The following is a 26,502-nucleotide window of genomic DNA, read 5'->3' as shown; positions in this document are numbered from 1 at the left end:
TCCGTCGAACCGGCTTATTCCGGCAATTCGAGGTGTCCCGGCGCTTGGGTTCTGCCGATCCGCTCGAGATGCACGCGGGCGCGGACCCGAACCGGCACTTCCGGGTACAGGTCCGTCCATCTTTTTTTCAGCTTCTTCCAGGCTTTGGGATGCTCGATATGGAGTTCCCTGCCGAATCCGACCACATCCGATTTAAACTCCCTCTGGGTTAAGGTGAGCAGATCGGTCAACCGCTCGTTCAGCTCGTCGGTCAATGCTTTCTCCGCCCGAAGGAGATTCGGGGTTTTACTAATATCCAAAGTGGAATCGTTGGCGAGTCCCCTCGAATCCACGTTGACGGTCAAATCGAAGGAAGGCGTTCCCTTGACGTAGAACGCGCGGATCTTCGAACGGACCGACAGCACGTCGGCCGTGATCGTGCCTTGCGTTTCCGGCCCTTTCGGTTCCACTTCCGCGGTCAGTTTCATTCCTTTGCCCATGCCCTTGATCATTTTGAACGCTTGCAAAGATTTCCCCGACAAGTAGCCGGCCAGCTTGTTTTCCCGGTAAACCGCGACTTGGTCGATTTGGAAGGTAGGTTCGCCTTGCGCGTCCTTGACGATCCGGATCGCCCCGCTGTAGGGCATGGTCCCGTCGGCGGCCAAATGGTCCAGAAACCGGTCGATTTTGACCCCCACGGTGTACTGGCTGTTCTGCATGATTTTCATTCCGATGGCCGGGATCAGTTCCAGGTGGTAAGGGGTAGTCAAAATTTCCTTGGCCGAAGCCCCCCGGGCGGTCAGAAAAAAACTGTTATACCGGCTGTCGGGGAACCGGAGAAGCGTGTCCAGCACCTCGGTAATGCCTCTTCTGGCATATTCCTCGCCGAAGATGATCACGCCCCGGTGGCCGAAAAAAAGCTTGCGTGACAGCTGCTGCTGCGCTTGGCCGATCAATTCGTGCGCGTTCTTCCCCTTCACCGCGACCACGAGCACGGGCTTCTGGCCTTTGCCCCCGGTTTGCAAAGTACCCGGAATTCCGGTAGGCAGCGCGATTTGCAGCGACAATTCGATCTGACCGTCCCCCAGCTGATCGATGGCGCTTGCCATGACGAGCGCGATGTCGTCCATTTCCTTGCGATCCCAGCAACCCGCGAGCAGCGTGCAGGAGATGGCCAGCACCGCACAACGTTTCAGCGTTCCGAGTCCCTTCATTGCTTCTGCAGCTCCAACATCTGCTGAATGTGCTGCTGGCGTTTATGCATGTACCGCCAAGGCGAGCGCACGATGACATCCATCATTCCGGGACGATTAAACGGCGCAATCGGCCACAAATAAGGTACGCCGTAGGACCGCAGCGTCGTCAGATGGACCAGGATCGCAAGGAGCCCCGCGCTCACCCCATATAAGCCGAACGTACCTGCCAAGACGACCATCGGGAACCGCATCATGCTGACCGCCTGGCTCATGGCCGCATGGGGAATGAGGAAAGAAGCGATCCCCGTCATGGAGACGACGATGATGATCGGCGCGGAGATGATGCCTGCCTGCACCGCGGCCTGTCCAATGACGAGCGCTCCGACGATGCTGATCGTCTGTCCGACCGGGCGAGGCAGGCGCACGCCGGCCTCGCGCAGCGCTTCGAAGGTGATTTCCATGATCAGCGTCTCCGCCATCGCCGGGAAGGGAACGACCTCCCTCGCCGCGGCGAGGCTGAGCGCAAGACTCGTCGGAATCATTTCCGGATGATAGGTCGTAATGGCGACGAAGATGGACGGGAGGGCCATGGCCATGAAAGCGAACAGGTACCTGAGCCACCGCAGCATCGTCGCGAATATGAAATTCATGAAGTAATCCTCGGCCGATTGAAAACCGAACCAGAACGTGACGGGAAGCAAAAGCACCATCGGCGTGCCGTTGACGATCACGGCCACTTTGCCCGTGATGAAGGATGCCGCGACGCTATCGGGCCGCTCGGTCGCCTGGATAACCGGAAAAGGGGAGTAAGGATGGTCGCTGATCAACTCCTCCACGTAGCCGGACGAGATCACGCTGTCGAATTGGATTTGCGAAAGGCGTGTTTTTACGTCCTGAATGACGCTTGGCGGCGCGTAGCTGTCCAAGTAGGCCAGCGTCACGTCGGTGCGGCTGAGCTTGCCGACGGACATCCTCTCCATTTTGAGCCGGGGAGTGCGAAGATATTGCCGGAGAAGGGCCATATTGACATCGATATTCTCGATAAACCCGAGGCGCGGTCCGCGGATGACCGCTTCCGTACTCGGTTCCTGCAGCTCCCTCTGCTTTTGGTCTTTGAATGGAAAGAGGACCGCCCGTTTTTGGGATTCCAGGAACAAAACGACGCTTCCGTGCACGATACTTTCGACGACTTCCTTCATGCTGCCGAGAATCATCGGTTGGAGGGTAGATGCCAGCTTGGCGGTTAACTGATCGATGTAAGCATCCGGTCCTGCGGAAGGGTCCGCCTTGAAACTGCTCAGCGGCTCCAGCAATCCGCCATCCCACGAAACATCCTCGACCAGCACGTTCAAATAAACCACTAAACACGGGACGGAACCGGGCAATTCCATCTTCCGCACGACAAGATCGGAGCATTTGTCGAAAATCGCGACGATTTCCGCTTCATTATCCGCGAGCTTGTCCGAAATGACCGTATCGGCCGTGTAGGACAGTTCTTCGATCTGCTGTCCGATGCCTCTGATTTTTCTTGTCTTTCTATTCATAGGTTTCACCAAGGTCTCCGCTCAGAATAAGAATAGAGAGGTCTGAAGTAATATTTCCTTTCCTTCCTGATTTATGCAGGGTTCTTAGCAAAAGAAGGGCAAACCCCATCGGGTTGGCCCTCGGCTTCAGACAATTTAGGGGATTCGGGATTAACGGAGCTTCCCGGCGAACAAACTGATGGTGACGGGAGGGATGCCGCATCGACAAGTTTTGGAAAGCCGCCGGATTCTTGTTTATCGTCGCCCTTTCGGGTGCGGTATTGTATTGGGCCGTTTCCACCGGTTAAGCGAAATATTTCTGCGCCAGCTTCTCCGAGGTCCGGGTGGCGAGCGCCTGCGTCGTCAGCGTCGGGTTCGGCCCTCCGATCCCGTTGAAGTGCACGCTGTTGTCGGCAAGGAACAGCCGTTTGACTTGGTAAGCCTCGCAGTTCGTATCCACGACGTACCCCATTCGCATCGTGCTTTCCAGATGGAGCATGAAGGCAAACGGAGTATCCGAGCGGATGATCGCTTTGGCTCCCGCCGCCTTGAGCGATTCGCAGGAATATTTGACCAATTGGTCGCGCCTTTGGAGCGTTTTTTTGCTCGGCACATAGTGGACGACCGGGATCGGGCCGTTCTCGTCTTTGAGGATCGGATCGACCTCCACTCGGTTCCGGTACAGCGTTTCGTCGTCGGTCAGAAGCAAATACGTCATCGTCCGGTTGTAGTTCATCATCAGCTCTTTGAGCGCCGGACCGACGACGCGTCCGTGAATGTTCCACGGCGCCCCCGGCTCGGGCGGTTTCAAGGCGTCGAAGCCCGCTTCGCTGAAACCGTAGGTCAGGAAAGCCATGAGTCCGGGACTGAGACAGGAAACTTGGAAGATTCCGATACCCGGAATGTCGACCCTGGCTCCCGACGTATGCCCCATATACGGATAGACGGCAGGGAGCCCCATGATGCCCATGAGATCCTTCTCGTCGAAGACTCCCCCAACCCAGTCGAAGCAATGGTTCGTCAGTCCTCTGCCGACCCACGAGTTGAAAGGAAGATCGGAATTGAACCATAGGCGGGGAGTTTCGATGCAGCCGGCGGCCACCACGACCGCTTTGGCCGTCAGTTCGCCGATTTCGCCCGTCCACGTATCCCGAAACCGGACGCCCGCGGCCCGCAATCCTTCCTTCGGATCGTGTTCCGTCAGGATTCGGATCGTGAACGAATTCGGACGGATGGCGACGTTGCCGGTCTTCAGCGCCAGCGGAACGTAACTCACCAGCGTGCCGCGCTTGGCGATCGTGTCCACCCTCGAACCGGCCGTGCACCCGTTCACGCAATGCCCCTGCATCGTGCAGCCGTCCATATTCCATAATTGATCGATCGGATACTTGGGATCCATCAAATGCGGATTGGGCGGCAAGATGGCGTTCGGATTGGGCCGATAGCCCGGCTTCGTCACGTTCAGGGTCGGATTTTTCTGCCAACCCGCCTTCTGTACGGCGAAGTAAAACAACTCCTCTTTCGGGGCCGTCGGCGAGAATTGCACGGGCAAGGTGGCTTCCGCTTTCTCGTAATAGGGTACCAGTTCCTCGTAGCTGATCGGCCAGACGCCGTCGACGGCGGAAGGAAACGCGCGCGGCGACTGCGACCAATAGTGCTGCGTCGTCCCCCCAACGCCGGCCAGCTGCCAGATGTCTCCCTTCTGCCGCATGACCCGGTGCCAAGGCGTGCGCCTCCGGTCCGCCGGTCCGAACCGGAACGTGCCGGACACGACGTCATTCATGTTGTTTTCATAACGGGTATAGATCTTTTTGTATATTCCCACATCCAGATCGTCATAGCTGGAGCTCCACTCCCCGCCCCGCTCGCTGTTCGGATTTTCCCATTTTTTATTTCCGTAAAACGGACCCGCTTCCAACACCAATACCTTCAAGCCGGCTTCTCCGAGCTCCTTGGCGGCGACCGCGCCGCCGCCGCCGGAACCGATTACGATCACATCCGCGTCATACAATGGTGGACTTCCCCCCTTCGCGCACGATCGTCATCAGGATTCCCCTCACGGCCCGATACCCTTTGGATACTCCCGGATACCCGGTTTGCCGCCAGCCGATGGGGAAGAACTCCAGCCTCCGCCGCGTCGGCGTATTCAGCCGCGTCGTTCCGTAGCCGGGCCACTCCGAATAATTCCCGAACATCGTACCCCTGTTCAGATAATCGATGATGAATTTCACGAGTCCGCCATCGTCGCGGTAAGGAGGAGGGAGCAACCCAAGATCGATCTGCAATTTTTCCAAAATGGCCATGGTGCGAATACGGTCTGCGGGCGATAAAGCGGCGAAAGGGACGGGGCTCCCGGCGATCGCGCCTTGCGCCGCGTACTTCGCTTGGCCCGAAGCGACGAGCTGAGCCGCGCCCGCGTTAAGAAGCCCGGCGGTCGGGGCCGCCAGCGGCACGATCTCCGGGTAATAATCGAGCACGAGCGTAAGGGTGTGGTCCAAAGACCAAATCATATACTCGTGAACGTGCTGCTGGACGGCGCCGATCGGCTGCTCTGCCCCGTAAGCGGCGAGCTCAGGCGTATAAGGGACAATCGCGTCGACAAGCGCCCGAAACGTCGCGACCGTATGCGGGTCGGCGCGAGAAGCGTACAACTCTGGCGTTTGCATCATCCAATTCCTCCCGTTCCCGATAATACTCGATCATTGGAGTATATTCGGCAGGGCCGGTCCGATATTCGGAACAACGAATAAGCGCGAAACGAATGCATGCTGAATGATCATACGAAAAAACGCCGGGCGGCCCCGGCGTCTCATTCAACATGCAGGTCAAAACGTCTTTACCTTCGTATGCTTGCCGTTGAAATCGTAGTCCTGATACCAGTCCGTCACCAGCCATTCCCCGTTCTTCAAAACGAGGCGGTACGTCATCGTATCCGTGTATTCGTCAGGCTCCGGCGGCGTTTCGCCCGCCGCGTAGAACCGCTGGTCGTACGTGCTTTGAAGGGAAACGGCCGTCCGGTACGAACCGTCCGGCTCTTGCTGGATATAAATGCTGTCGGTATCGAACACCAGCTTCTTCAAATGCGCCTCATAGATGAGCCCGCTCGCTTTGTAATCGTGGATTCCCGAAGCCAGCTCCGCGATCTTATCCGGTACCGAATGCCGCACGGCCGAAGGATCCAGCTTGTTGTAAGCGTCCATGTAGCTTTGGATGAACCCCGAAGCCGCGTCCATGACGGCTTCCTTAAGGGCCTCGGTGTTCGGATCGATCACGACCCGCACCGTCCGCTCCCGAATCGGGACCGGTTCGCTTTTGGCGATGCCCCAAGGAAACTCCTTCTCGGCATGCACCCGATTCGTGCCGTCCAGAGGCACAGGTCCCAGAAGGTCTTTCCCGCCGGTACGCGCCCCCGTATCCTTGCCGTCGATATAAATCGCGGCCCCGTCGTAGTTCGCTTCGACCGTAACCATCTCCCCGTTCAGCGAGAGGTCGACCGGGTCGCCTGTTCGGCCGCCTCCGACCGATACGTCCCGTTCGGCTTTGAGAGTCGCGAATTTCCCGATATATTCGGCTTCCAATCTGTAGCTGCCGGGAACGAGCGGTCCAACCTCCGTCCGGTAATCGGAGGAGTCGGCCGTCGCGACCGGCTGACCGTCCAGCTTGACCGTCGCGCCCTTGTAATTCGTGCGGACCTCGATCGCCGAGGTGCGCACGACAATCCGGTAACGGTCGAAAATCCCGAACCGCTTGCCATCCTTCTCGATGGCAAAAATACGGCCAACGGATCCGGTATCGCCGCTCTCCCCGCGCAAGCCTTTCAACGCTTCCTCCAGGCGGCCCTTCTGGTTTAAGAAGGCCATTAATCGTTCGGCTTTCGGTTCATCGATGGCTACCTTGTCATCGTCCGCATGCAGCAGCTCGGCTACGCGCGCCGCGTCTCCGTCGCGCAGGGCCATTTCGAAATCCAGGATCGTACCGGTTTCGTTCGATTCGCTTGCGATTTGCGTTCCGACAACGTACAATCCGCACAAAGCCGCCAAGAGCAAGACGGCCAAGGCCGCCCGGCCAGCGCGCTTCTTCAAGAAGACCAACACGCGATCTCCGCCTCCCCATCCTTTTCCTGCTCCCTTTCAAGATTATCGAAAGAAAAAGACACCCGCAGGTGTCTTTGCGTCCAAATTATTTAGGCCATTCGGCTGAAATCGGGCTATTTCAACAACCTCGCCGCCTCCAGCACGGCCTCGATATGCCCCTTGAGCCGGACGTTCCGCCACTCCCGGACCAGCTTGCCCTTGCGGTCGATCAGGAAGGTGGACCTGACGATGCCCATGTACTTGCGCCCGTACAATTGCTTCTCTTGCCAGACGCCGTAAGCGTTCGCCGCTTTCAACTTCTCGTCGGACAAGAGAAGAAACGGCAGGCTTTGCTTTTCGATGAATTTCAAATGCGACTTCACCGGATCCGGGCTGATGCCGATCAGAACCGTATCCGATTGTTCGAAGTCCGCGTTCGCGTCCCGGAAATCGCACGCTTCCTGCGTGCAAGTCGGCGTGTTGTCCTGCGGGTAGAAAAACAGGACGACCTTGCGCCCCCGAAAATCGCCGAGCTTGACCGTCTCCCCGTTCGAAGCGGGTAATTTGAAGCCGGGTGCGGCTTTGCCGATTTCGGGTGAAGTTCTCGTATCCGCCATGCTTAGCCGCCTCCTTTCTCGAATTAGCTGCCTGCCCCCCGATAACGCTTGACGCCCCGGTTCCAGACGAACAACCCGAAGGCGAAGACGACGACGCCGACGGCGGGGGTCAGCAGCGACATCTCCAGATCGCCGTGCCGGTCCAGGAAGAAGGACGCGGGGTAGACGCCGACGAAAGCGAACGGCAGTACCCAGGTGAGCAGGAAGCGGATGCCCTTGTTGTAAATTTGGATCGGATAACGCCCGTAGTTCTGGATGTTGAACATGAGCGGCACGATGCCGGTCGGCGCGTCCGAGTAGAACGAGATCGCGGCGAGAGCCGTGTACAGACCGGCATAAATGAGCACCGAGCCGATCACCATGGCGAGCAGCGCGAGCGGATCGTACCAATCGAACGGAAGCCCTAACGTCGCCCAAGCCGAGCCCATGATGGCCAGACCGACAAGCGATCCGATGAGCGACGCCGGATCCACGTTTTCCAGCATGATTTGCACGAGGGAATGGGCCGGACGCGTGAGCACGCGGTCCATCTCCCCTTTCACGATGTAGCGTTCACTGAAATTCCACAAGTTAAAGAACGTGCCGAAAACGCCGAAAGGGATCATAAAATATCCGTAGACGAACACGACCTCCGCCTCGCTCCAGCCCGCCAGGGAGGGCGTATGCCCGAACACGACGAAAATAAAGACCAGGTTCATCGCAGAGAACAGCAGGTCCGACAGCACTTCGACCCAGAAATCGGCCCGGTACGTGAGCCTCGTCTTGATGTAATTGCCGAGATACTCCCGGAACAGCGACAGGTTATACGCCCATTTGCTTGCGCTCATCCCGAATCAACCTCCCTGCACGAACAAGCGGCGCCTGGACGCACGCCACATGACGAGAATGGGCACGATCAACACGGCGAACCAGACCGCTTGCACCAGCAGCGCCTGCCAGGCCTCCGCCCCGGCCATCCGCCCGGTGAACACGGAGCTGGGCAAATACGTGATGGCCGGGAACGGCGTCCACTCCAGCACCGTTCTCGCCCAGAAGGGAAAGAAAGCGACCGGGATGACGACGCCCGACAGCAGGTCGACGGCCACCCGTTTCATGCGCATGAGCCCTTCGTTGTTTTCCACGAAGAAGGCGAACAGGCCGGTGAGAATGTTGAGCTGCGAATTGATGAGGAAACTGAACCAGATCATGACGAAAAACAGAACCCATCGGAGCGGATCGGTCGGCAGCTCCACCGGGAAGATCAGCGACACGACGACCATTCCCGGGAACATGAACAGGGTCAGGCGGAACAAGCCCTCCCCGAAGCCCTGCATCATTTTGACCAGCAAATAGTTGTAGGGCCGCGTCATCTGCACCGCGACGCTGCCGTCGCGGATATCGTTCGCGATCTCCCGGTCCAGGTTGTTGAAATAAAACGCGCGGGCCATCCACGACACCGCAACGTAAGTCGTCATTTGGTCGACGGTGAAGCCGGCCAGCGTCTGCGCGTTACCGTAGATTGCTTTCCAGGTGAAGTAGTACGCGCCGATGTTGATCGCATAAATAATAATGCCGCTGTAATAGTTGACCCGGTAAGCGAGCATCATGAGAAACCGGATGCGGATGAGGTCGAAGTACGCGGAGGTCACGGCGACACGCTCCCGACCGGCGCCGCCGCGCTTCCCGACTGGTAGATCTCCCGCACGATCTCGTCCGTGTTCGTCTCGAAAATTTTGATGTCGCTGATATCCTTCGTGCCCACGACGCGGGACAGCACTTCGGAGACGTTCAGCTCGCGCGGGATCCAGACTTTCGCGGTCAGCTCGTTCTCCTTGGACCAGCGGACCTCGAGTCCTTCCGTCAGCCGGGACAAATCCGCGATCGCGACCGGATCGTTGAACTGGAACTGCACCTCGCGTCCTTTGCCCCAACGGTCCTTGAGTTCGTCCAAACCGCCGTCATAGATGATTCTCCCGTCGTCCAGCATGATGACCCGCGAGCATAAGGCCTCGATATCCTGCAGATCGTGCGTCGTCAGCAAGATGGTCGTCCCGTGCTCCCGGTTCAGCTTTTTCAGGAACTCGCGGATTTCCGTTTTCACCACGATGTCGAGGCCGATCGTCGGCTCGTCCAGAAACAGGATGGACGGCTGATGGAGCAGAGCCGCGACCAGCTCGCATCTCATCCGCTGCCCCAGGCTCAGCTTCCGGACCGGACGGTTCAGCAGCTCCTGCAGTTGAAGCGTCTCGACGAGTTCGTCCAGCCTTGCGCGGAAATCGGCCTCGCTCACGCGATACACCTTGCGGAGGAGCCGGAACGATTCGATGACGCCGATATCCCACCAGAGCTGGCTTCGTTGGCCGAACACGACCCCAATGCCGCGGACGAACTCCTCTCTTTCCTTGTAGGGAACGTAGCCGTTGACGAGGATTTTGCCGGACGTGGGGACGAGAATCCCCGTCAGCATTTTGATCGTCGTCGATTTCCCGGCCCCGTTCTCTCCGATATAGCCGCAAATTTCCCCCTGGGGGATTTGGAAGCTGATATCCTTCACCGCGGCCACTTCGGTATGCTCCCGTTTAAACAAATCTTTCAGCGCGCCTTTCAGGCCTTCGCGGTTTTTCTGCACCTTGAACTGCTTGCGCAGGTCGGACACATCGATTGCCAGCATGTTTGCCTCCCGATTCGACGAAACTTGCTTCGCCGCCTGTCGAAACTTTATAATTTTATAAGTTATCTTACCTCACGAACGGATTAGCGTAAATGCGGGAACTTGTCGGAAAGGAAGTCGTCCATGCGCAAGAAATGGAAATGGATATTGACCGGAACGCTTACCGTGGTGATCGCCGTGATCGGCCTTGCGGTCTGGAAAGGCTACCAGACGTACGACCAGCTTGACCAAATGAGCAAACCGCAGGATCAGTCCCGCTTCCGGCAATTCGAGCGGAAACCGGAGTATAAGCCTTTGGAATGGACCGGCTCCGAGCGGGTCAACGTCCTGTTGCTCGGCGGGGATGAGCGGGGGCTGCAGAAAGGCGAGGTCGCCAGATCCGACTCCATCATGGTCGTTTCGTTCGATCCGGGAACGAAACGGGTTCACCTGTTCTCCGTCCTCCGCGATACGTACGTAGACATCCCGGACCACCGGCAAGGACGCATCAACACGGCGATCACGCTGGGCGGACCCGAACTCGCGATGAAGACGGTCGGCAATCTCCTCGGCCTCGATATCCAATACTACGCCTATGTGGATTTTCAAGGATTCATTCAACTGGTGGACGCGATCGGCGGCATCGACTTTTACGTGGAGAAGGACATGCACTACACGAGTGCGGCGGACGACCACAAGTTCGATATCGATTTGAAAAAGGGGCAGCAGCATCTCGACGGCGAAAAAGCGCTGCAGTACGTCCGTTTCCGGCATGACGCCATGAGCGATTTCACGCGGACGGAGCGCCAGCGCAATTTTCTCAAGGCCGTGGCCGACAAGCTCCAGAGCGGTTGGAATTTGATCCGCTTGCCGGACATCCTGTCGAAAATGACCCCTTACGTCGAAACCAATATGTCGCCGGAAGACATGATCCGGTTGGCCAGCCTCGGCTACAAATCGCATCAGGCCGGCTCCGCTCAAATTCCGCCGATGGAGCTCGTCTACGACAAGAACGTAGACGGATCCGCCATGATCGGCATCAAGGATACGGACGCGCTCAAAGGCTACGTGCAGGCGACGCTCGCTCAAGACACCACGCAGCCGTCTCCTTCTCCGTCCGCGTCCGCATCGCCGACTTCCGGCGACGCCGCAGCGCCTCCAGCTCCGTCGTCGATCGAAAAGAAAGAAGGAAATTGAATCCATGTTCTCGCGCACCCGCTCGGAACGTTTGTATGAAGAAGCGCAACGGCATATCGTCGGAGGAGTGAACAGCCCCTCCCGCTCGTTCAAGGCGGTAGGCGGCGGCGCCCCCGTTTTCGTCGAGCGCGCCCAGGGGGCCTGCTTCTGGGACGTCGACGGCAACCGTTATCTCGACTATCTGGCCGCATTCGGCCCCATCATTACCGGACATGCCCATCCCCATGTCACGAAAGCCATCGTTCGCGCCGCGGAATCGGGCACCTTGTACGGAACACCGACCGAGCATGAAATCCGTCTGGCCGAGATGCTGAAATCCGCCATCCCTTCCATGGACAAGGTACGGTTCGTGAATTCCGGCACGGAAGCTGTCATGACGACGATCCGGGTCGCGCGCGCGGCGACCGGCCGCACCAAAATCGTGAAGTTCGCGGGCTGTTACCACGGGCACTCCGACCTGGTCCTCGTCGCGGCCGGGTCCGGACCTTCGACGCTCGGCATTCCGGACAGCGCCGGAGTTCCTTCCGGCATCGCCAGCGAAGTGATCACCGTTCCTTACAACGACCTTGACGGCTTGCGCGCCGCCCTCGAGCGGTGGGGCAGCGACGTCGCGGCCGTCATGGTGGAGCCGATCGTGGGCAATTTCGGCATGGTGATGCCGGAGCCCGGCTTTCTCGAGGGCTTGTGCCGGATGGCGAGGGAAGCCGGCGCACTCGTCATCTACGACGAGGTCATCAGCGCGTTCCGTTTCCATTACGGATCCTCGCAAACGTTCCGCGCCTTCCCCGATCACGAGGCGATCCGCCCCGACCTGACGGCGCTCGGCAAAATCATCGGCGGCGGGCTGCCCATCGGCGCTTACGGCGGCCGCGCCGATGTGATGGACCGGGTGGCGCCGCTGGGTCCTGCTTATCAAGCCGGCACGATGGCGGGCAATCCGGCCTCCGTCCTCGCCGGTCTTGCCTGTTTGGAGGTGCTTCGCGAGCCGGGCGTCTATGACCGGATGGACGCTCTCGCCGCCCGACTGGCAGAAGGGCTGCAGGCCTCTGCCGGTCGATACGGCGTGCCGCTCACCGTTAACCGGATCGTCGGAGCGCTGTCCACCCATTTTTGCTCGCATCCCGTCACCAATTACGACGAAGCCCAGGATACCGACGGGGAAGCGTTCGCCCGGTTTTTCCGACTCATGCTGGGCCGCGGGATTTACTTGGCTCCTTCCAAGTATGAAGCTTGGTTCCTGACGACCGCCCATACCGAGCCCGACATCGACATGACGCTGGAGGCGGCGGAAGCCAGTTTCAAGGCTATGGCGGAAGGCCGCTAGACTCGGTGCAATCGGACACATGAATCAATAAACGGATCCCGTGACCGGTCGAAAAACTTGGTGAACACCTGAACCCGTTTAATGGGAAAACCTCCCACTATTTTTCCGATTTTGGCCGTTTTAAGCGAAATAGTTGGAAATCCTCCCATTATATTCGACCCATTCCCTTCGTTTCTTCAAAAGGACCATGATTAGTTGGAGGTTTTCCCACTATACCGCGCGGGGCCGTATTTTCGTAGAAATAATAGGAGGTTTTCCTACTATTCGTAAGAAACAGCTGGCACATGAACAACGACTTCGTCCCCTCATGATATGAGGGGATCGAAGTCTTTCGAAGATCAGCGACCGCGTTCAGCGGAAGCTTTTCCAAGTACAGAAAGTTTTCTAACGCTTTGACAATGTATCGAACTTACGCATTCTGTAACGTCAAGTAAAAACGACTTCGTCGTCCTTGTAGGGACATAGAATGTCGTTTTTATCGAAGATCATTCAGAAATAAATAGGCGTGAACCTTTTAAATTCTGAATGATCAGGCAAAACGGCTGACGCCGTCCTTGTCGGACGGATAGACGTTTTATCGGAGGTGATTCGGAAAGGGATGGCGGATTTTATCCTTTCCGAAACACTCAAAAAAAGGTCCCGACGCCGGGACCTTTTCCATCCTCATTTGCCGCTTTTCGCATTCCTTGGTACGTAATCCGGATAATCCGTGATGATGCCATCGACGCCCGATTCGATCAGAGGCTCGACCAAGGCTGCGTTGCGTACCGTCCACGCGTGAATCTCCATGCCGAGAGAGTGGACTTGGTCAACCAGTTGTTCCGTGACCAGGTTCAAGCTCGGGTTCACGTAATCCGCGTAAGCGGCGTATTCCCGCAGCTTCGCTTCCGTGAGTTGCTCAGGAAGATACGTCAGCACGCCTACCGGGATGTCCGGCAAGATCGCGTGGAAACGCTGCACGGATCCGTGGTCGAAGGATTGAATCATGATTTTGCCGTTGTTCGGAACATCCATCTGCCGCTTGACGAGTTCGTCCGCCACCTTGCGCTCGATGCCCGGATACAGCCACGGCGCTTTGATTTCGATCAGAATGCCGATTTTCCCCCGATAGCGGTCCAACACTTCTCCAAGCGTCGGAATCCGCTCGCCGGCGTAAGCGGGCGAGAACCAGGTCCCCGCGTCCAAACTCCGCAGTTGTTCGAACGTCAGATCCTTCACGGCTCCGGTTCCGTCCGTCGTCCGATCGACCGTCGTATCGTGGATGATCGCCAATTCCCCGTCTTTGCTCAGCTGCACGTCCAATTCGATGAAATCGGCCTTCATCTCCACGGCCTTGTCGAACGCGGCGATCGTGTTTTCCGGCGCATAACCGGAAGCGCCGCGATGGGCCACCGCGAGCACCTCGCGCGTCCCTGCCGAAGCACTCGAAATGACCGTCGGAATCGTGAGCCCAGCCGTCAACATCGCGATCAGCAACAACGCCATCTTTTTCAACACCCGTCAGCTCCCCTATACCCGAATTGGAATCTGGAGCCCAGATTCTCCCTTGCAGTATAGGGCGGGGTTGTAAAAGGAATTGGAGGTTTTTTCATGCGGTTTTTAAATTTTTCAGGGTAGAAATCCGTCGATTTTCGTCGAGGCCCCGACTATCGCCCCAAAAGATCGTTCGTTTCCGGGCCTCCGGAACCCGATTCCCGTTAACGGCGCGTAAACTCCTTGCCGAGCGTAAATGCAAATTGGTTCTTCAGGATGAATCCGGTAAATAACCGGAGGGGCGGTTCCCTCCGGCGGATCGGACCGCTCGCGCAATCTTGTGCCGGCGAATCTCCGGGGACGCTCATTTCCCCTCCCGGCCGTCGTACCGGTCGTCCACTTCTTTCGCCATCGAGCGGTACAGCTTCGTCTCTTCCGCCACCGGATCGCGCTCGGACTGAATGCGGATTTCCCATCGCGGCGGGAGCTTTCTCACGGCTTCGGCCTCGGGATCCGTCCGGTCCGGACCTCCTTCGGTCAAGCGTTCCGCCAGCAAGCGCTCCGCTTCGCCTTCCTTATCGCGTCGTTCGATGTCCATCGCCCCCCTATTCCGGTAGGATGGTCATTTTGATCCGCTCTCACTCCGCCGCCGCATTCCAAAGCGGCTTCCGCGAAGTCGTGACGGCCACGGCGCCGGCACCCAGCGCAAGCCGGATGTCTTCTTCCGTCCGGATCAACCCCCCGGCGATCACCGGGACGGATGTCGCCTCCGCGAACTGCTTGATAATGACCGGCATGATCCCGGGCAGCAGCTCGACGTAGTCCGGCTTCGTTTTCCCGATCTGTACGTAACTGTTCTCGAGCGCCAGCGAGTCGAGCAGGAAGAAGCGCTGGATGGTGAGGAGTCCTTTCTTCTTCGCGGTGAGGAGCACGTTGTTCCTCGTGGAAATGATGCCGGCCGGCTTGACTTCCTGGGCGAGGAATTCGGCCGCGTATTCGTCGCTCTTCAGCCCGTCGATCAAATCGGCGTGCAGCAGGATTTTCTTGCCGTGCACGGCGGCTTGGGAGACGATCGATCGGGCCATCGCCACATGGACGTTCATCAACACCACGAATTCATATTCCGTGCGGAAGGCGGCCTCCAAGTCCTTCAAATGCCGGACGGCGGGGATGACCTTCTGGCGGAATCCATTCATGCGACCTGCCCCTCTCCTGGATTTCCCGTTCCACAACGCGAACATAGGAACGGGTCTGTTCTTCGTTCCAGCCGTAATGAACGGCCATGATGTCGATAATCTGCCGGTAATGACGGATAACCGTATCCATCTCGAAGAAAAGGGCGCCGGTTCGGCGAATCAGGAAATCGTCCGGACGCATCGCCATCTCCTCGTCCATACCGTATCGCAATGCCGCGTAAAGGTCCAGCGGAATTTGCCGCAGGTTCGCGTCTTCCCGAATCTCCGGGATCACGGCATAGACGGCGGCAACGTTCGTGCCGTACCGCCGGGCCAGCCGCTCTGCGGCTAGCTCGCCAAGGCCCAGCGCGATGCCGGCAACGGTCTGCTCCCGGATGAAGGCGGGGAACGACGCCGGACCTCCGAAATCGCCGCCCGCGAGCGGAAGGGTTTTCGTGATGCAGGGTCCGTAAGGCCCGCAGCCCGCATGGCCAAGTTCCCGCGCCAGCAGATCCGTCACGGTCTCCGCCATTTTCCGGTATCCCGTCAATTTGCCTCCCGCGATCGTGATCAAACCGGAAGGCGAACGGAAAATCTCGTCTTTGCGGGAAATTTCCGAGGGGGATTTGCCTTCCTCGTAGATCAACGGACGAACGCCCGACCATTCCGATTCGATGTCGGCGAGGCTCAGCCGAAGTCCGGGGAACATGGAATTGGCGGCCTTCACGATATATTCCCGATCTTCCGCCGTGACGCCGGGTTCTGCCGGATCACCGGCATAATCGGTATCGGTCGTGCCGATATACGTTTTGCCGTCGCGTGGAATCGCGAACATCATCCGGCCGTCGTCCACGTCGAAATAGATCGCTTGGCGAAGCGGAAAACGGCTTTGGTCGAACACGAGGTGCACGCCCTTGGTCAGCCGCAGCGTCTTCCCCTTGCGCGACCGATCCATTTCGCGGATTTCGTCTACCCAAGGACCCGAAGCGTTCACCACTTGCCGGGCCCGGATCGGAAACGTTTCCCCGCTTAACATGTCCCGACCCGTAACCCCGCTTAATTGCCCTTTCCCATCGTACAACAATTCGGCTGCCCTCACATAGTTCAGAGCGACAGCTCCCCGCTCGGCCGCTTTCTTGACGACCTCAATCGTCAGCCTCGCGTCGTCGGTGCGGTATTCGACGTAGTAACCGCCCCCAAGCAGACCTTCGGAACGCAGCAGCGGCTCCTTCAGGAGCGTTTCCCGCGCGCTGAGCATGCTTCTCCGCTCTTCCCGTTTAACGCCGGCCAGAAAATCATACAACATGAGCCCCAGAGAGGTCGAAAAGCGGCCGAACGTGCCTCCTTGATAGATGGGCAGCAGCATCCATTCGGGTGTCGTCACGTGAGGCGCGTTGCCGTAAACGACGGCTCTTTCCTTGCCGACCTCGGCCACCATTTTCACTTCGAGCTGCTTGAGGTACCGCAAGCCGCCGTGCACGAGCTTCGTCGACCGGCTGGATGTGCCCGCGGCGAAATCTTGCATGTCGATCAGTGCCGTATGCATGCCGCGCGTCGCGGCGTCCAGCGCGATGCCGGCACCCGTGATGCCGCCCCCGATGACCAATACGTCGAAGGTCTCCTCCCCCAGCTGCTTGATCGACTCTGCGCGATGCTTTCCGGACAGCGGTTGCATCGCTTTCTCGTTCGTTCTCTCATTCGTTCTCGCGTTCGTTCTATCGTTCATCAGCAAGTTCCTCCACTTCGGACGGCCGATTCGCCTCGTTTATAACGATGAAGCCGCAAACAGCCCCCTGCCCTTCCGGGCAGGCGGATGCATGCGGCTTCTCCGAAACTCCGTCCATGTATGATGTTGTATGAGTTCAGGGGCGGAAAGCCTGAGCCGCTTTCACGGCGGCTTTCCAACCGGCAATCAGCTTCTCCCGGCGCTCTGGCGGCATCGCCGGAACGTAACGCGCGGCGATCTCCCGCTGACGCTCGATTTCCGCGGTGTCCTGCCAATAACCTACGGCCAGGCCGGCCAAATAGGCCGCCCCGAGCGCCGTCGTCTCGCTCACGACCGGACGCTCTACCGGAACGTCCAGAAGATCGCTCTGAAACTGCATCAGCAGATCGTTCCGCACCGCTCCTCCGTCCACCCGGAGCGTTTGCAGCTTAAGACCCGAGTCTCGCTCCATCACGTCCAGCACGTCCCTTGTCTGATAGGCCAGCGAATCGAGCGTCGCCCGGACGAAATGCTCTTTGGTCGTGCCACGGGTAAGACCGAACACCGCCCCCCTCACGTCGCTGTCCCAATACGGCGTCCCCAGGCCGACGAAAGCCGGCACGACGTATACGCCGTCGCTCGAATCCACCTGGGCGGCGAACGATTCGCTCTCTTCCGCCGACCCGATCATCCGCAGACCGTCGCGAAGCCATTGGATAGCGGAACCCGCGACGAAAATGCTCCCTTCCAATGCATATTCAACCCGGCCGCCGATTCCCCAGGCTATCGTCGTCAACAGGCCATGCCCGGAGGTTACGGAGGTGGTCCCGGTGTTCATCATCATGAAGCAACCGGTGCCGTACGTGTTTTTGGCCATCCCTTTGCCATAGCACGCTTGCCCGAACAGGGCGGCCTGCTGGTCCCCCGCCATGCCGGCGATCGGGACTCCGCTTCCGAAGAAATGGCGGGGAACCGCCCGCCCATACACTTCCGAAGACGAGCGAACTTCCGGCAGCATGGAGGCCGGAATGCCGAGAAGGCTTAGCAGTTCTTCGTCCCATTTCAACTCGTAAATGTTATACAACAGCGTGCGGGAAGCGTTCGTGTAGTCCGTCACGTGCGCCGCTCCGCCCGTCATTTTCCATACGAGCCACGTGTCGATCGTACCGAAGAGCAGCTCCCCGCGCTCCGCTCTCTCCCTCGCGCCTTCCACGTGGTCCAGGATCCACTTCACCTTCGTTCCCGAGAAATACGGATCGAGCAAGAGGCCCGTTTTGCGGCGGAATATGTCCTCATGCCCGCGGGCTTTCAATTCCTCGCAAATGCCGGCGGTCTGCCTCGACTGCCACACGATCGCGCGGTGGATCGGCAATCCGGTCGCGCGATCCCACACGACCGTCGTTTCCCGCTGGTTCGTAATGCCGATCGCCGCGACCTCTTCGGGCTTGATTCCGCCGTTCGACAGAGCCCCCGCGATCACGCCCAGCACGGACAGCCAGATTTCGTTCGCATCGTGCTCCACCCATCCCGGCTGCGGATAATGCTGCTTGATCTCCCGCTGGGACGACGCCGCGATGCGGCCCGCCTTGTCGAACAGGATGGCCCTCGAGCTGGTCGTGCCTTGATCGATGGCCAGCACGTAACCGGTTGTCACAGACGCTCTCTCCCCCTCCGGAAACAAAAAGAACACAGACGTACCCTTATACGCAGGGCGTCGTGTTCTCCGTTTCTCCGACACATGATTAACTTAGTTTAACTATAGCTCCGGAGCAGGTGGAAAGTCAATGCGTTTTCAGCGCCCCGACGAATTCGCCGTGAATCTGACCGTTGCTGGCGGCCACGTTGCGGACCCCCAAGTGGTACGGCTCTCCTCGCGTGTCCGTGATCCGTCCGCCCGATTCCTCCACGAGCAGCGAGCCGGCGGCGATGTCCCACGCGTTCAGCCCGATTTCCCAGAACCCGCTGAGCCTTCCTGCCGCCACGTACGCAAGGTGAAGCGCGGCAGACCCGGCGACTCGCAAATTGCGGACTTTCGGCGCGAGCTCTTGAACGCCTTGCAGATTCTGCGGCAGAGCCTCCAGATGGTCTGCGGGGAAGCCGGTGGCGATTAGGCTTTGGGATAGCGCCGTTTCCCCGGACACCTGCATTTTGCGTCCGTGCACGTACGCGCCTTTGCCCCTTTCCGCTACGAACAGCTCATCCCGCGAAGGGTCGTATATGACGCCGACGATGACTTGTCCGCGGCGGGCCAGCGCGATCGACACGGAATAGAACGGAAAACCGTGCACATAGTTCGTCGTTCCGTCGATCGGATCGACGATCCACAGGTACTCCGCATCCGATGCTTCTTCCAACGCTTTCGCGGACGCCTCCGGCCCCGGCTCGACGCCTTCTTCCCCCAGGAAAGAATGATGGGGGAAATGGGTGCCGATCAAGTTCCGGATCAGCCGCTCGCACCCTTTGTCCACTTCGGTGACGAGGTCGTGCTGCGAATATTTGAGATTCAGCTGGCTGAAGCTGCCGCTTTTGCTTTTGATCCATTCCCCGGCCTTGGCCGCGCAATTGATCGCGACCGCCGTGAAGCTTTTGCCGCCGATGACGCTCTCGGGGCTGTTATCGTCCATGATCCATCCCTCTAATCGATCGATAATTAGGTTCCTATGAATCCGTTTCCGAAGAATTCGATTTCGAACGCTCCAACCTTAGGATATACGTTTTGCGAGCGGCCCGGTTGCGCCGATAGCCGATAAGGCTCTCACATTTCGCGAATGCCTTTGTAAATTAGATATAAGGCCACCGCCAGCAGCGTAGCGCGAAGGAGCCACAACAGCTGACGTCCGCTTAGCCTTCCGGCGATCACGGCTCCCGCCCGCCCGCCGGCGAGGGCTCCCGGAGCGAGTGCCGCAAACAGGCGCCAATCGACGTTGCCGTTCCAGGCATGGACGCCGGATCCGAGCGCGGAAGACAACAGAATGACGAACATCGAAGTGGCCGTCGCAACATGGGGCGGGAACCGGAACAGCAGCACCATGAGGGGCACGAACAACGACCCCCCTCCGATGCCGAACAGGCCGGACGCCATGCCGACCCCGCAGCCGATGAGCAGGGCAAGTCCGATGTTGTAGCCGAACTCGTAGCGGTTGCCGGCTCCGTCCGTGAATTCGCGTTTGATTTTCCAATCGAAGTGTAGCGGTTTCATTCTTTCCCGGGCTACCATGAGCGCGAACATCACGAACATGAAGATCCCGAACGCGAGTTGAAAAGGCCCTTGCGAAATCGCATTGGTCAGCTGGGCCCCGGCCATGGCCGCGGGTCCGCCCGTGATGAAGAACAGCCAGCCGCTGCGATAATCGACCTTCCCTTGCTTGCGGTAAGTCCAGGTCGCCGACAAAGCCGTGAAAATGAGCACCGCGAGCGAGGTTCCGACCGCCGTTTGCGAAGAAACCGGCTCCCCCAACAAGGAAGGGCCGAGCAGGACCAGCACCGGAACCGTGATGATTCCGCCGCCGAGACCGACAATGCTTCCGAAAACGGCCGAGATGGCGCCGATGACGAATAAGATCAGCAGACTGACGCCCATAAGCCACGCCACGCTCCCGGCCATCCTTTCCTTAACCATAACATGGGCAAGGTTTCAGTTCAACGATTCCAATCTTCCACGTCTGCCTTATCTTCCACGTCTGCCTTATCTTCCGGGTCTGCCTTCGGGCGTCCGACGGAATAATATTCGAACCCCGCTTCCAGCATAGCTCCCGGAGAGAATACGTTCCTCCCGTCGAAGACGACCGGCGTTGCCATGGTTTTCCTCAATCGGGCGAGATCCATGCGGGCGATTTCCGGCCATTCGGTCACGACGACGCATGCGTCGCAGCCGGTGACCGCCGATTCGAGATCATCCGTATAAGCCGGTCCTTCGCCGATGATTTCCCTTGCGGCCCGAACCGCCTGCGGATCGTAGGCCCTCACCGACGCGCCTTCCGCCAGCAAGTACCGGACGATCGGAACCGACGGCGCCGAACGCATGTCATCGGTGCCCGGTTTGAAAGACAAGCCGAGCACGGCCAGCCGCATTCCGCGCAAATCTCCAAGCACCGCCTTGACTTTCTCCATGAACCGGATCGGTTGCTCCCGGTTCGTCTCGATCACGGATTTCAGCATTTCGAAATCGTGGCCCGCCGTCTCCGACATTTTCAGCAGAGCGGTTACGTCCTTCGGAAAACACGAACCCCCGTATCCGATGCCGGCCCTTAAATACGACGTCCCGATCCGGCTGTCCAATCCGACGCCCTCCGCCAGCTCCGTTACGTCCGCTCCCAACTTTTCGCACAGGTTCGCCATGTTGTTGATGAACGAAATTTTCACCGCCAGAAAGGCATTGCTTGCGTATTTGATCAGCTCGGCCGTTTCCCATCCGGTACGCACGATGCGGGTTCCCAAAGGGGCGTACAATTGCTCCACCGCGTCGGCCGCCGCTGCGCTCGTTGAGCCAATGACCGCGCGCTCCATCCGGGTGAAATCGGAAATCGCCGTCCCTTCGCGCAGAAATTCCGGGTTGGACACCACTTCGAACGGCGCGTCGGTCGACGCCCGGATCCGGTCGCGCACCATGCGGGCGGTTCCCGCGGGAACCGTGCTTTTGATGACGACGATCGCATGGGGCCGGATCGCTTGTCCGATCGCGGAAGCGGCCGCGCGGACGGCCGACAGATCGGCCTCGCCGCCCGGCGCCATCGGGGTGCCGACCGCGATGAAAATCAATTCGGCTTGGGAGATCGCGGCCGGGACGTCCGAGGTAAACGCCAGCCTGCCTTCCGCCGCGTTCTTGCGCAGCAGCTCCGGAAGCCCCGGCTCATAGAACGGGACTTCCCCTCTCGTTAAGCCTGCGATTTTAGCCTCATCGCAATCGCAGCAGACGACCGCATGTCCGAGCTCTGCCAGGCACGTACCGGTAACCAGGCCGACGTATCCCGATCCGATCATGACGATTCTCTTCACCGCTTCTCCCTCCCGGAGAACGAGTAGAAATCTTTGAACCATTCCACGAACCGGGCAAGCCCCGTTTCCAGCGGGGTGCCCGGCGCAAACCCGACATCCCGCCGAAGATCCGACGTATCCGCGAACGTTTCGAGCATGTCTCCGCTCTGTATGTCCGCGAACTCTTTGATCGCCTCGATCCCCATGTACCGTTCCAAAATGGCGATAAAGTCGAGCAAAGCGACCGGCTCATGGTTTCCGATATTGTAAATGCGATAAGGTGCGGCGCTGGTCGCCGGGTCCGGGTTCTCCGCGCTCCACTCGGGATTCGGAACGGCCGGACGGTCCAGCAGCCGGACGATGCCTTCCGCGACGTCGTCAATGTAAGTGTAATCCCGTTTCATTAGGCCACTGTTAAAGACCGTGATCGGCCGCCTTTCCGCGATCGCTCGGGCAAACGAGAAATAAGCCATGTCCGGCCTTCCCCACGGACCGTACACCGTGAAAAACCGCAAGCCGGTCGCCGGAATTCCGTACAGATGGGCGTAGGCGTGGGCTATCAGCTCGTTCGCTTTCTTCGTGGCGGCGTACAGGCTGATCGGATGATCCGCGGGGTCGTGTTCGGAATAGGGCAGGTTGGCGTTCGCCCCGTATACCGAGCTGGAGGAGGCGAACAGCAGGTGCCGGACCTCATGGATGCGGCACCCCTCGAGCATGTTCACAAAGCCGGTGAGGTTCGCGTCCGCGTAATCATGCGGCTGTCGGAGGCTATGCCGCACCCCGGCCTGCGCCGCCAGATGGATGACGCGGATTGGCCGATACCGGTCGAAAACCCGTTGAAGCGCCTCCCGATCGGCGATCGAGACCTTCTCGAACGAGAAGGACGGCAACGCCTGAAGCCTCGCCAGCCTGGCTTCCTTAAGCCCGACGTCGTAGTAGGCGTTCAGATTGTCGACTCCGACGACCTCGTATCCATCCCGCAAGAGCCGAGCCGCCGTATGGTACCCGATGAATCCCGCGCTGCCCGTCACCATGACCCGTTCCATCGGACCCCTCCTTCATCCATCCATATCCGTGTGCTCGGGCATCGGTTTGGGGTGCGGCTTGGACCGGACCGCGAAAAAAAACAGCAGGCCGAACGGCCGCTGTTTTCTCTTCGTGATTCAGAAAGTATAAAATTCGCCATACTTTATTGAATCACCTCCGATAAAACGTCTATCCGTCCGAAAAGGACGGCGTAGCCGTTTTACTTGGGTTGCGGGCAATGCCAGCATTATATCCCCACGATATTATAGCCGTTGTCCACGAAGATGACTTCGCCGGTGATGCCGCGCGCCCACGGGCTCATCAGGAACAGGGCGGTGTCGCCGACCTCGGCGGCCTCCGTTGTCCGCCGGAGCGGCGCCTTCTCCTCAACCTGCTTGAGGATGGTGTTGAAGCCTGCGATTCCTTTGGCCGCCAGCGTGCGGATCGGGCCGGCGGAAATGGCGTTAACGCGGATGTTGTGCTTCCCAAGATCGGACGCGATATAACGGACGGAAGCTTCCAACGCCGCTTTGGCGACGCCCATGACGTTGTAGTTCGGCAATGCGCGGTCGGCTCCGAGGTACGTCATCGTCACGATGCTGCCGCCTTCGGTCATCAAGGGGTAGAGCCGCTGAACGACCGCGGTCAGCGAGTACACGCTGATGTCGTGAGCAAGGGCGAAGCCGGCGCGGGAGGTATTGACGTAGTCGCCGTCCAGCTCCTCGGTCTTGGCGAAAGCGATACAGTGCGCCAGACCGTGCAGCACCCCGACTTCCTCCTTCAGGCTGGCGGCCAGGGCATCGATATCCTCGTCCGAAGTCACATTGCACAGCAGCGTCAGCGAACCGGGAATCGAGTCGGCCAGCTTCTTCACGCGCTCTTCCACGCGTTCGCTCTCGTATGTAAAAATCAATCGCGCGCCTTGGGACGAAAGCGACTGCGCGATCGCCCACGCGATGCTTCGTTCGTTCGCCACGCCCATGACCACGATGTTCTTGCCTTGCAAGAGTCCGCTCACCAAAGTGGTTCTCCTCCTCTAATCGGGAGTTTGACGTCTAATAGGGAGTTTGCAAGCGCAAACTCTCCCTGCTCAAACTCTCCACTGTAATCGGGAGTTTGACTTCGTCAAACTCTCTCCTCTTCCGAAATGGGGACGGCTGCCGTTTCTGCCATCAGCCGCCTCCTTGTCCAACGTAACGCATTTCGGGCGGGATTGCAACCGCGGGATTCGGCGGGGGTCGAGCGCAGCGTGCGGCGTGCCGGAATGCGGCTGGTCTAAACCGCCTTGGCTCGTCGGCGAGCAATTCAAACAGAAGAAGGCACCTCGATGCTGGCGCCTCCCGTTACGGAGAGCGGAGCTCCCTCCGCCTCCATGGCGCGCAGCTCGTCCAGCAGGCGAAACAGCGATTCGTCCTTCCGCTTCGCTTCGATCATCACGTCGAGAGCTGGCGTGTCTGAGGCGACGTCCCGAAGGAAACGAATCAGCGGGCCGGCCTCGACATAATCGGCATGGCCGCGGGGGTCGGATTCGCTTTTGGGACTGGAGACGTGGATTTTGGGCGGGAGGGCCGTTCCGTAGCGGCGTTCCCACGTGCGGAGAATGCGCGGCCATAGCCGCTCCGCCTGGTCGCCGGAGGGATTGTTGACCGCATGATGATGCAGGTCCAGCACCATCGGAACGCCGACCCGCTCGCAAATGACGAGCGTCTCGGACGCCGTAAACGTCTTGTCGTCGTTCTCCAGCGTCATGCGCCGAGCGATCCGGTCTTCAAGGCGTTGGAATTGTTCAACGAAACGCCGGCCCGCGGCTTCCTTGTCGCCGTACGTTCCGCCGACGTGGATGTTGTTGGCGGCCCGTTCGTCCAGGCCCATCAGCTCGAACATCTTCACGTGATGGCGGAGATCGTTCACCGATTTCTCGAAAACGTCTTGGCGTGGCGTGCTGAGCACGGTAAAGTGGTCCGGGTGGAACGATACCCTCATTCCGTGCTCCCGAACGAACGCTCCCACTTCGGCAAAATCTTCTGCGAGCGCGGCATATGGATCCCAATCGCTAAGCGAGGGATGGGTGGCGAGGGGAATCAGCTTGGACGAGAACCGGTAGACGCGCACGTCCATGTAACGGTTATGCTTCAGAAGGCGCAGCGTATTGCGCAGATTCTCCCGCGCCAGCTGCTCGAGCCGGCGCAAGCCTGCTTCCCGGTCGGGCAGCTTGGAGAAGTTCGACATCGTCATCGTCCTCGATGGCGAGGCGTTCTCGAGCTGGACGGACATGGCGACGTAACCGAACCGGACGATCATGGACGCGGATTCCCCTTTCGCTTGCGGCGATAGGGTTACTGTTGGTCTCCGAAAAACATTTCATGCGCCAAAGCCGTCTGCACGCGCGACTCTTCCTCCGTCAGCTTGCGGATCAGCTCCATTTCGACCTCGGTCACTTCTTCGCCGGCGAAGTTGATCTCCGCGATCGACGCGACGATGCGGACGATGGCGACCGCCCGGTTATCGGGCGCGTAGGCGATCACTTTCTGCCCGGTGGGGAAAACGCGGAATTGCTTCTTGACCATCTTGCCCCGGCCGTACTCCAGCAGCTCGTACAGTTCGCGGTCCGATTTGAATTTGCACACCGAATTGAACTCCGTCTGGAAGCCCATGGCGAGTCCCTCCTACAGCTATTTGCATCATTATAAACTTGCGGGCGGGGGAAAAGGAAGCTTGGGATTTCGGATGGAGGGGTTGTTGCGTATCCTCGCCGCATGTGCGCTTATCGGCTTGCTGGGGGGTATTCCCGTCGCTCAGAGCGGTTGGCGGGCTGCGAATCCATCCTCTCCCGGGAATCGCCCCTTATGCCAATATCCCCGTCGCTCAGAGCGGTTGCGGTGGGGCTGCGAATCCATCCTCTCCCGGGAATCGCCCCTTATGCCAATATCTCCTTCGCTCAGAGCGGTTGCGGAGGCTGCGAATCCATCCTCTTGGGAATCGCCCCTTATGCCAATATCCCCTTCGCTCAGACTGTTCTACCTCATTATGTAATAATCATCTATATATAGACATATTATTCCGTATGTTTTATGATTGTCGTAGTTAGCGCGTGAAGCACACCGCTCCAAGCCGCCCTGAGTTGGCGGCTCGGGGCGGTTATTTTTTTGACGGGGGATGATAGGATGAAGGATTTTGAAACGGAATACCGCAAATGGCTGGACATGCATCTAAGCAAGCGTAAAGGCGAGCGGCTGCGAATGTTGAAAGAACAACACGGCTATGGGGAAAAGCTGCTTTTGGAGCAATTGTGGCGGCCGGTTGTGGGGAACTTCGATTTTCTTCACCCGGAATATGAAGTCTTAGACGAGGACGGCAATTACTACTACATAGACATTGCTTATGTACGGCACACGAAACCCACCGCAATCGAGTCGGATGGGTTCAATCCGCACGCGCGGGATGCCGACCGCAGCACCTTCAAAAAAAGCAGAAGGCGTCAGAACGCCCTCTTGCTGGCCGGTTAGAACATTCTCCGTTATTCCACGGACGATCTCAAGGACGATCCAGAACATGGCCGGAAAACGATCAGGCGCATGTTGGAAAGGTGGTACGGCCTAGATCGCCAGGAA

General features: G+C 58.9%; 24 protein-coding genes. 3 read left to right on the top strand and 21 right to left on the bottom strand.

What is annotated here, in order from left to right; all coding sequences use genetic code 11:
- Positions 1 to 14 precede the first annotated feature (14 nt).
- The 9 genes from GE107_RS06325 to GE107_RS06285 all read right to left on the bottom strand — a co-directional run bounded on the left by GE107_RS06325 (position 15) and on the right by GE107_RS06285 (position 10,038).
- The gene (locus GE107_RS06325) at positions 15 to 1,193 is read right to left on the bottom strand and encodes a Ger(x)C family spore germination protein (RefSeq protein WP_219638823.1); all 1,179 of its coding nucleotides are present in this window, start codon (positions 1,191 to 1,193) and stop codon (positions 15 to 17) included.
- On the bottom strand, positions 1,190 to 2,719 hold the full coding sequence (locus GE107_RS06320) for a spore germination protein (protein WP_219638822.1): 1,530 nt from the start codon (positions 2,717 to 2,719) through the stop codon (positions 1,190 to 1,192). The genes GE107_RS06325 and GE107_RS06320 overlap by 4 nt, the downstream gene beginning before the upstream one ends.
- 283 nt (positions 2,720 to 3,002) lie before the next feature.
- Positions 3,003 to 4,709 carry a GMC family oxidoreductase N-terminal domain-containing protein gene (locus GE107_RS06315; RefSeq protein WP_219638821.1) on the bottom strand — a complete coding sequence of 569 codons (1,707 nt, stop codon included), beginning with the start codon at positions 4,707 to 4,709 and terminating at the stop codon, positions 3,003 to 3,005.
- Positions 4,702 to 5,367 carry a hypothetical protein gene (locus tag GE107_RS06310; RefSeq protein WP_255570261.1) on the bottom strand — a complete coding sequence of 222 codons (666 nt, stop codon included), beginning with the start codon at positions 5,365 to 5,367 and terminating at the stop codon, positions 4,702 to 4,704. The genes GE107_RS06315 and GE107_RS06310 overlap by 8 nt, the downstream gene beginning before the upstream one ends.
- A gap of 156 nt (positions 5,368 to 5,523) precedes the next feature.
- Positions 5,524 to 6,792 (bottom strand): zinc ribbon domain-containing protein, encoded by a 1,269-nt coding sequence (locus GE107_RS06305; RefSeq protein WP_219638820.1) that lies wholly within the window; start codon positions 6,790 to 6,792, stop codon positions 5,524 to 5,526.
- 113 nt (positions 6,793 to 6,905) lie between these two features.
- Entirely contained in the window at positions 6,906 to 7,388 is a 483-nt protein-coding gene (gene bcp, locus GE107_RS06300; protein ID WP_219638819.1) for a thioredoxin-dependent thiol peroxidase, read from the bottom strand.
- A gap of 23 nt (positions 7,389 to 7,411) precedes the next feature.
- A complete protein-coding gene (locus GE107_RS06295; RefSeq protein WP_219638818.1) occupies positions 7,412 to 8,215 on the bottom strand; it encodes an ABC transporter permease in 804 nt (267 codons plus the stop codon).
- Between the two features lie 6 nt (positions 8,216 to 8,221).
- Entirely contained in the window at positions 8,222 to 9,016 is a 795-nt protein-coding gene (locus GE107_RS06290; protein WP_219638817.1) for an ABC transporter permease, read from the bottom strand.
- Positions 9,013 to 10,038 (bottom strand): ABC transporter ATP-binding protein, encoded by a 1,026-nt coding sequence (locus GE107_RS06285; RefSeq protein WP_219638816.1) that lies wholly within the window; start codon positions 10,036 to 10,038, stop codon positions 9,013 to 9,015. Before GE107_RS06285 ends, GE107_RS06290 begins: the two co-directional genes overlap by 4 nt.
- Before the next feature lie 123 nt (positions 10,039 to 10,161).
- On the opposite strand from GE107_RS06285, the gene GE107_RS06280 reads away from it, so the two are divergent.
- Both GE107_RS06280 and GE107_RS06275 read left to right on the top strand, forming a co-directional pair.
- Positions 10,162 to 11,214, top strand: coding sequence for an LCP family protein (locus tag GE107_RS06280; RefSeq protein WP_219638815.1), 1,053 nt, complete (start codon positions 10,162 to 10,164; stop codon positions 11,212 to 11,214).
- 4 nt (positions 11,215 to 11,218) lie between these two features.
- On the top strand, positions 11,219 to 12,538 hold the full coding sequence (locus GE107_RS06275; RefSeq protein ID WP_219638814.1) for a glutamate-1-semialdehyde 2,1-aminomutase: 1,320 nt from the start codon (positions 11,219 to 11,221) through the stop codon (positions 12,536 to 12,538).
- A 663-nt stretch (positions 12,539 to 13,201) separates the two neighbouring features.
- On the opposite strand, the gene GE107_RS06270 is transcribed toward GE107_RS06275, so the two are convergent.
- From GE107_RS06270 to GE107_RS06215, 12 genes are all read right to left on the bottom strand, one after another.
- Positions 13,202 to 14,002, bottom strand: a complete 801-nt coding sequence (locus tag GE107_RS06270) for a glycerophosphodiester phosphodiesterase (protein ID WP_255570293.1) — start codon at positions 14,000 to 14,002, stop codon at positions 13,202 to 13,204.
- Between the two features lie 373 nt (positions 14,003 to 14,375).
- The gene (locus GE107_RS06265) at positions 14,376 to 14,609 is read right to left on the bottom strand and encodes a hypothetical protein (RefSeq protein ID WP_219638813.1); all 234 of its coding nucleotides are present in this window, start codon (positions 14,607 to 14,609) and stop codon (positions 14,376 to 14,378) included.
- A gap of 40 nt (positions 14,610 to 14,649) precedes the next feature.
- Entirely contained in the window at positions 14,650 to 15,207 is a 558-nt protein-coding gene (locus tag GE107_RS06260; RefSeq protein ID WP_219638812.1) for a glycerol-3-phosphate responsive antiterminator, read from the bottom strand.
- Positions 15,128 to 16,861, bottom strand: a complete 1,734-nt coding sequence (locus tag GE107_RS06255) for a glycerol-3-phosphate dehydrogenase/oxidase (protein WP_219638983.1) — start codon at positions 16,859 to 16,861, stop codon at positions 15,128 to 15,130. Before GE107_RS06255 ends, GE107_RS06260 begins: the two co-directional genes overlap by 80 nt.
- A 187-nt stretch (positions 16,862 to 17,048) precedes the next feature.
- Complete coding sequence (glpK, locus tag GE107_RS06250) at positions 17,049 to 18,545, bottom strand: glycerol kinase GlpK (protein ID WP_219638811.1); 1,497 nt, start codon at positions 18,543 to 18,545, stop codon at positions 17,049 to 17,051.
- Positions 18,546 to 18,672: 127 nt separating this feature from the next.
- On the bottom strand, positions 18,673 to 19,515 hold the full coding sequence (locus tag GE107_RS06245; RefSeq protein WP_219638810.1) for an inositol monophosphatase family protein: 843 nt from the start codon (positions 19,513 to 19,515) through the stop codon (positions 18,673 to 18,675).
- Positions 19,516 to 19,646: 131 nt separating this feature from the next.
- The gene (locus GE107_RS06240; RefSeq protein WP_219638982.1) at positions 19,647 to 20,471 is read right to left on the bottom strand and encodes a sulfite exporter TauE/SafE family protein; all 825 of its coding nucleotides are present in this window, start codon (positions 20,469 to 20,471) and stop codon (positions 19,647 to 19,649) included.
- Positions 20,472 to 20,530: 59 nt separating this feature from the next.
- Entirely contained in the window at positions 20,531 to 21,886 is a 1,356-nt protein-coding gene (locus GE107_RS06235) for a UDP-glucose dehydrogenase family protein (RefSeq protein ID WP_219638809.1), read from the bottom strand.
- Entirely contained in the window at positions 21,883 to 22,911 is a 1,029-nt protein-coding gene (locus GE107_RS06230; protein ID WP_219638808.1) for an NAD-dependent epimerase, read from the bottom strand. The genes GE107_RS06235 and GE107_RS06230 overlap by 4 nt, the downstream gene beginning before the upstream one ends.
- A gap of 227 nt (positions 22,912 to 23,138) precedes the next feature.
- A complete protein-coding gene (gene fabI, locus GE107_RS06225; protein WP_219638807.1) occupies positions 23,139 to 23,909 on the bottom strand; it encodes an enoyl-ACP reductase FabI in 771 nt (256 codons plus the stop codon).
- A 287-nt stretch (positions 23,910 to 24,196) separates the two neighbouring features.
- Positions 24,197 to 25,192: a UV DNA damage repair endonuclease UvsE gene (uvsE, locus tag GE107_RS06220; RefSeq protein WP_219638806.1), complete on the bottom strand. Its 996-nt coding sequence runs from the start codon at positions 25,190 to 25,192 to the stop codon at positions 24,197 to 24,199.
- A gap of 35 nt (positions 25,193 to 25,227) precedes the next feature.
- A complete protein-coding gene (locus GE107_RS06215; RefSeq protein WP_219638805.1) occupies positions 25,228 to 25,545 on the bottom strand; it encodes a hypothetical protein in 318 nt (105 codons plus the stop codon).
- A 510-nt stretch (positions 25,546 to 26,055) separates the two neighbouring features.
- On the opposite strand from GE107_RS06215, the gene GE107_RS06210 reads away from it, so the two are divergent.
- Positions 26,056 to 26,397, top strand: a complete 342-nt coding sequence (locus tag GE107_RS06210; protein ID WP_219638804.1) for a hypothetical protein — start codon at positions 26,056 to 26,058, stop codon at positions 26,395 to 26,397.
- Positions 26,398 to 26,502: the final 105 nt, after the last annotated feature.

It is taken from the genome of Cohnella sp. CFH 77786 (assembly GCF_019400745.1).
In the GTDB taxonomy this organism is placed as follows: Bacteria; Bacillota; Bacilli; order Paenibacillales; family Paenibacillaceae; genus Cohnella.
Note: the sequence above shows the minus strand (reverse complement) of the source record. Positions and strands in the feature narration are given on the sequence as shown.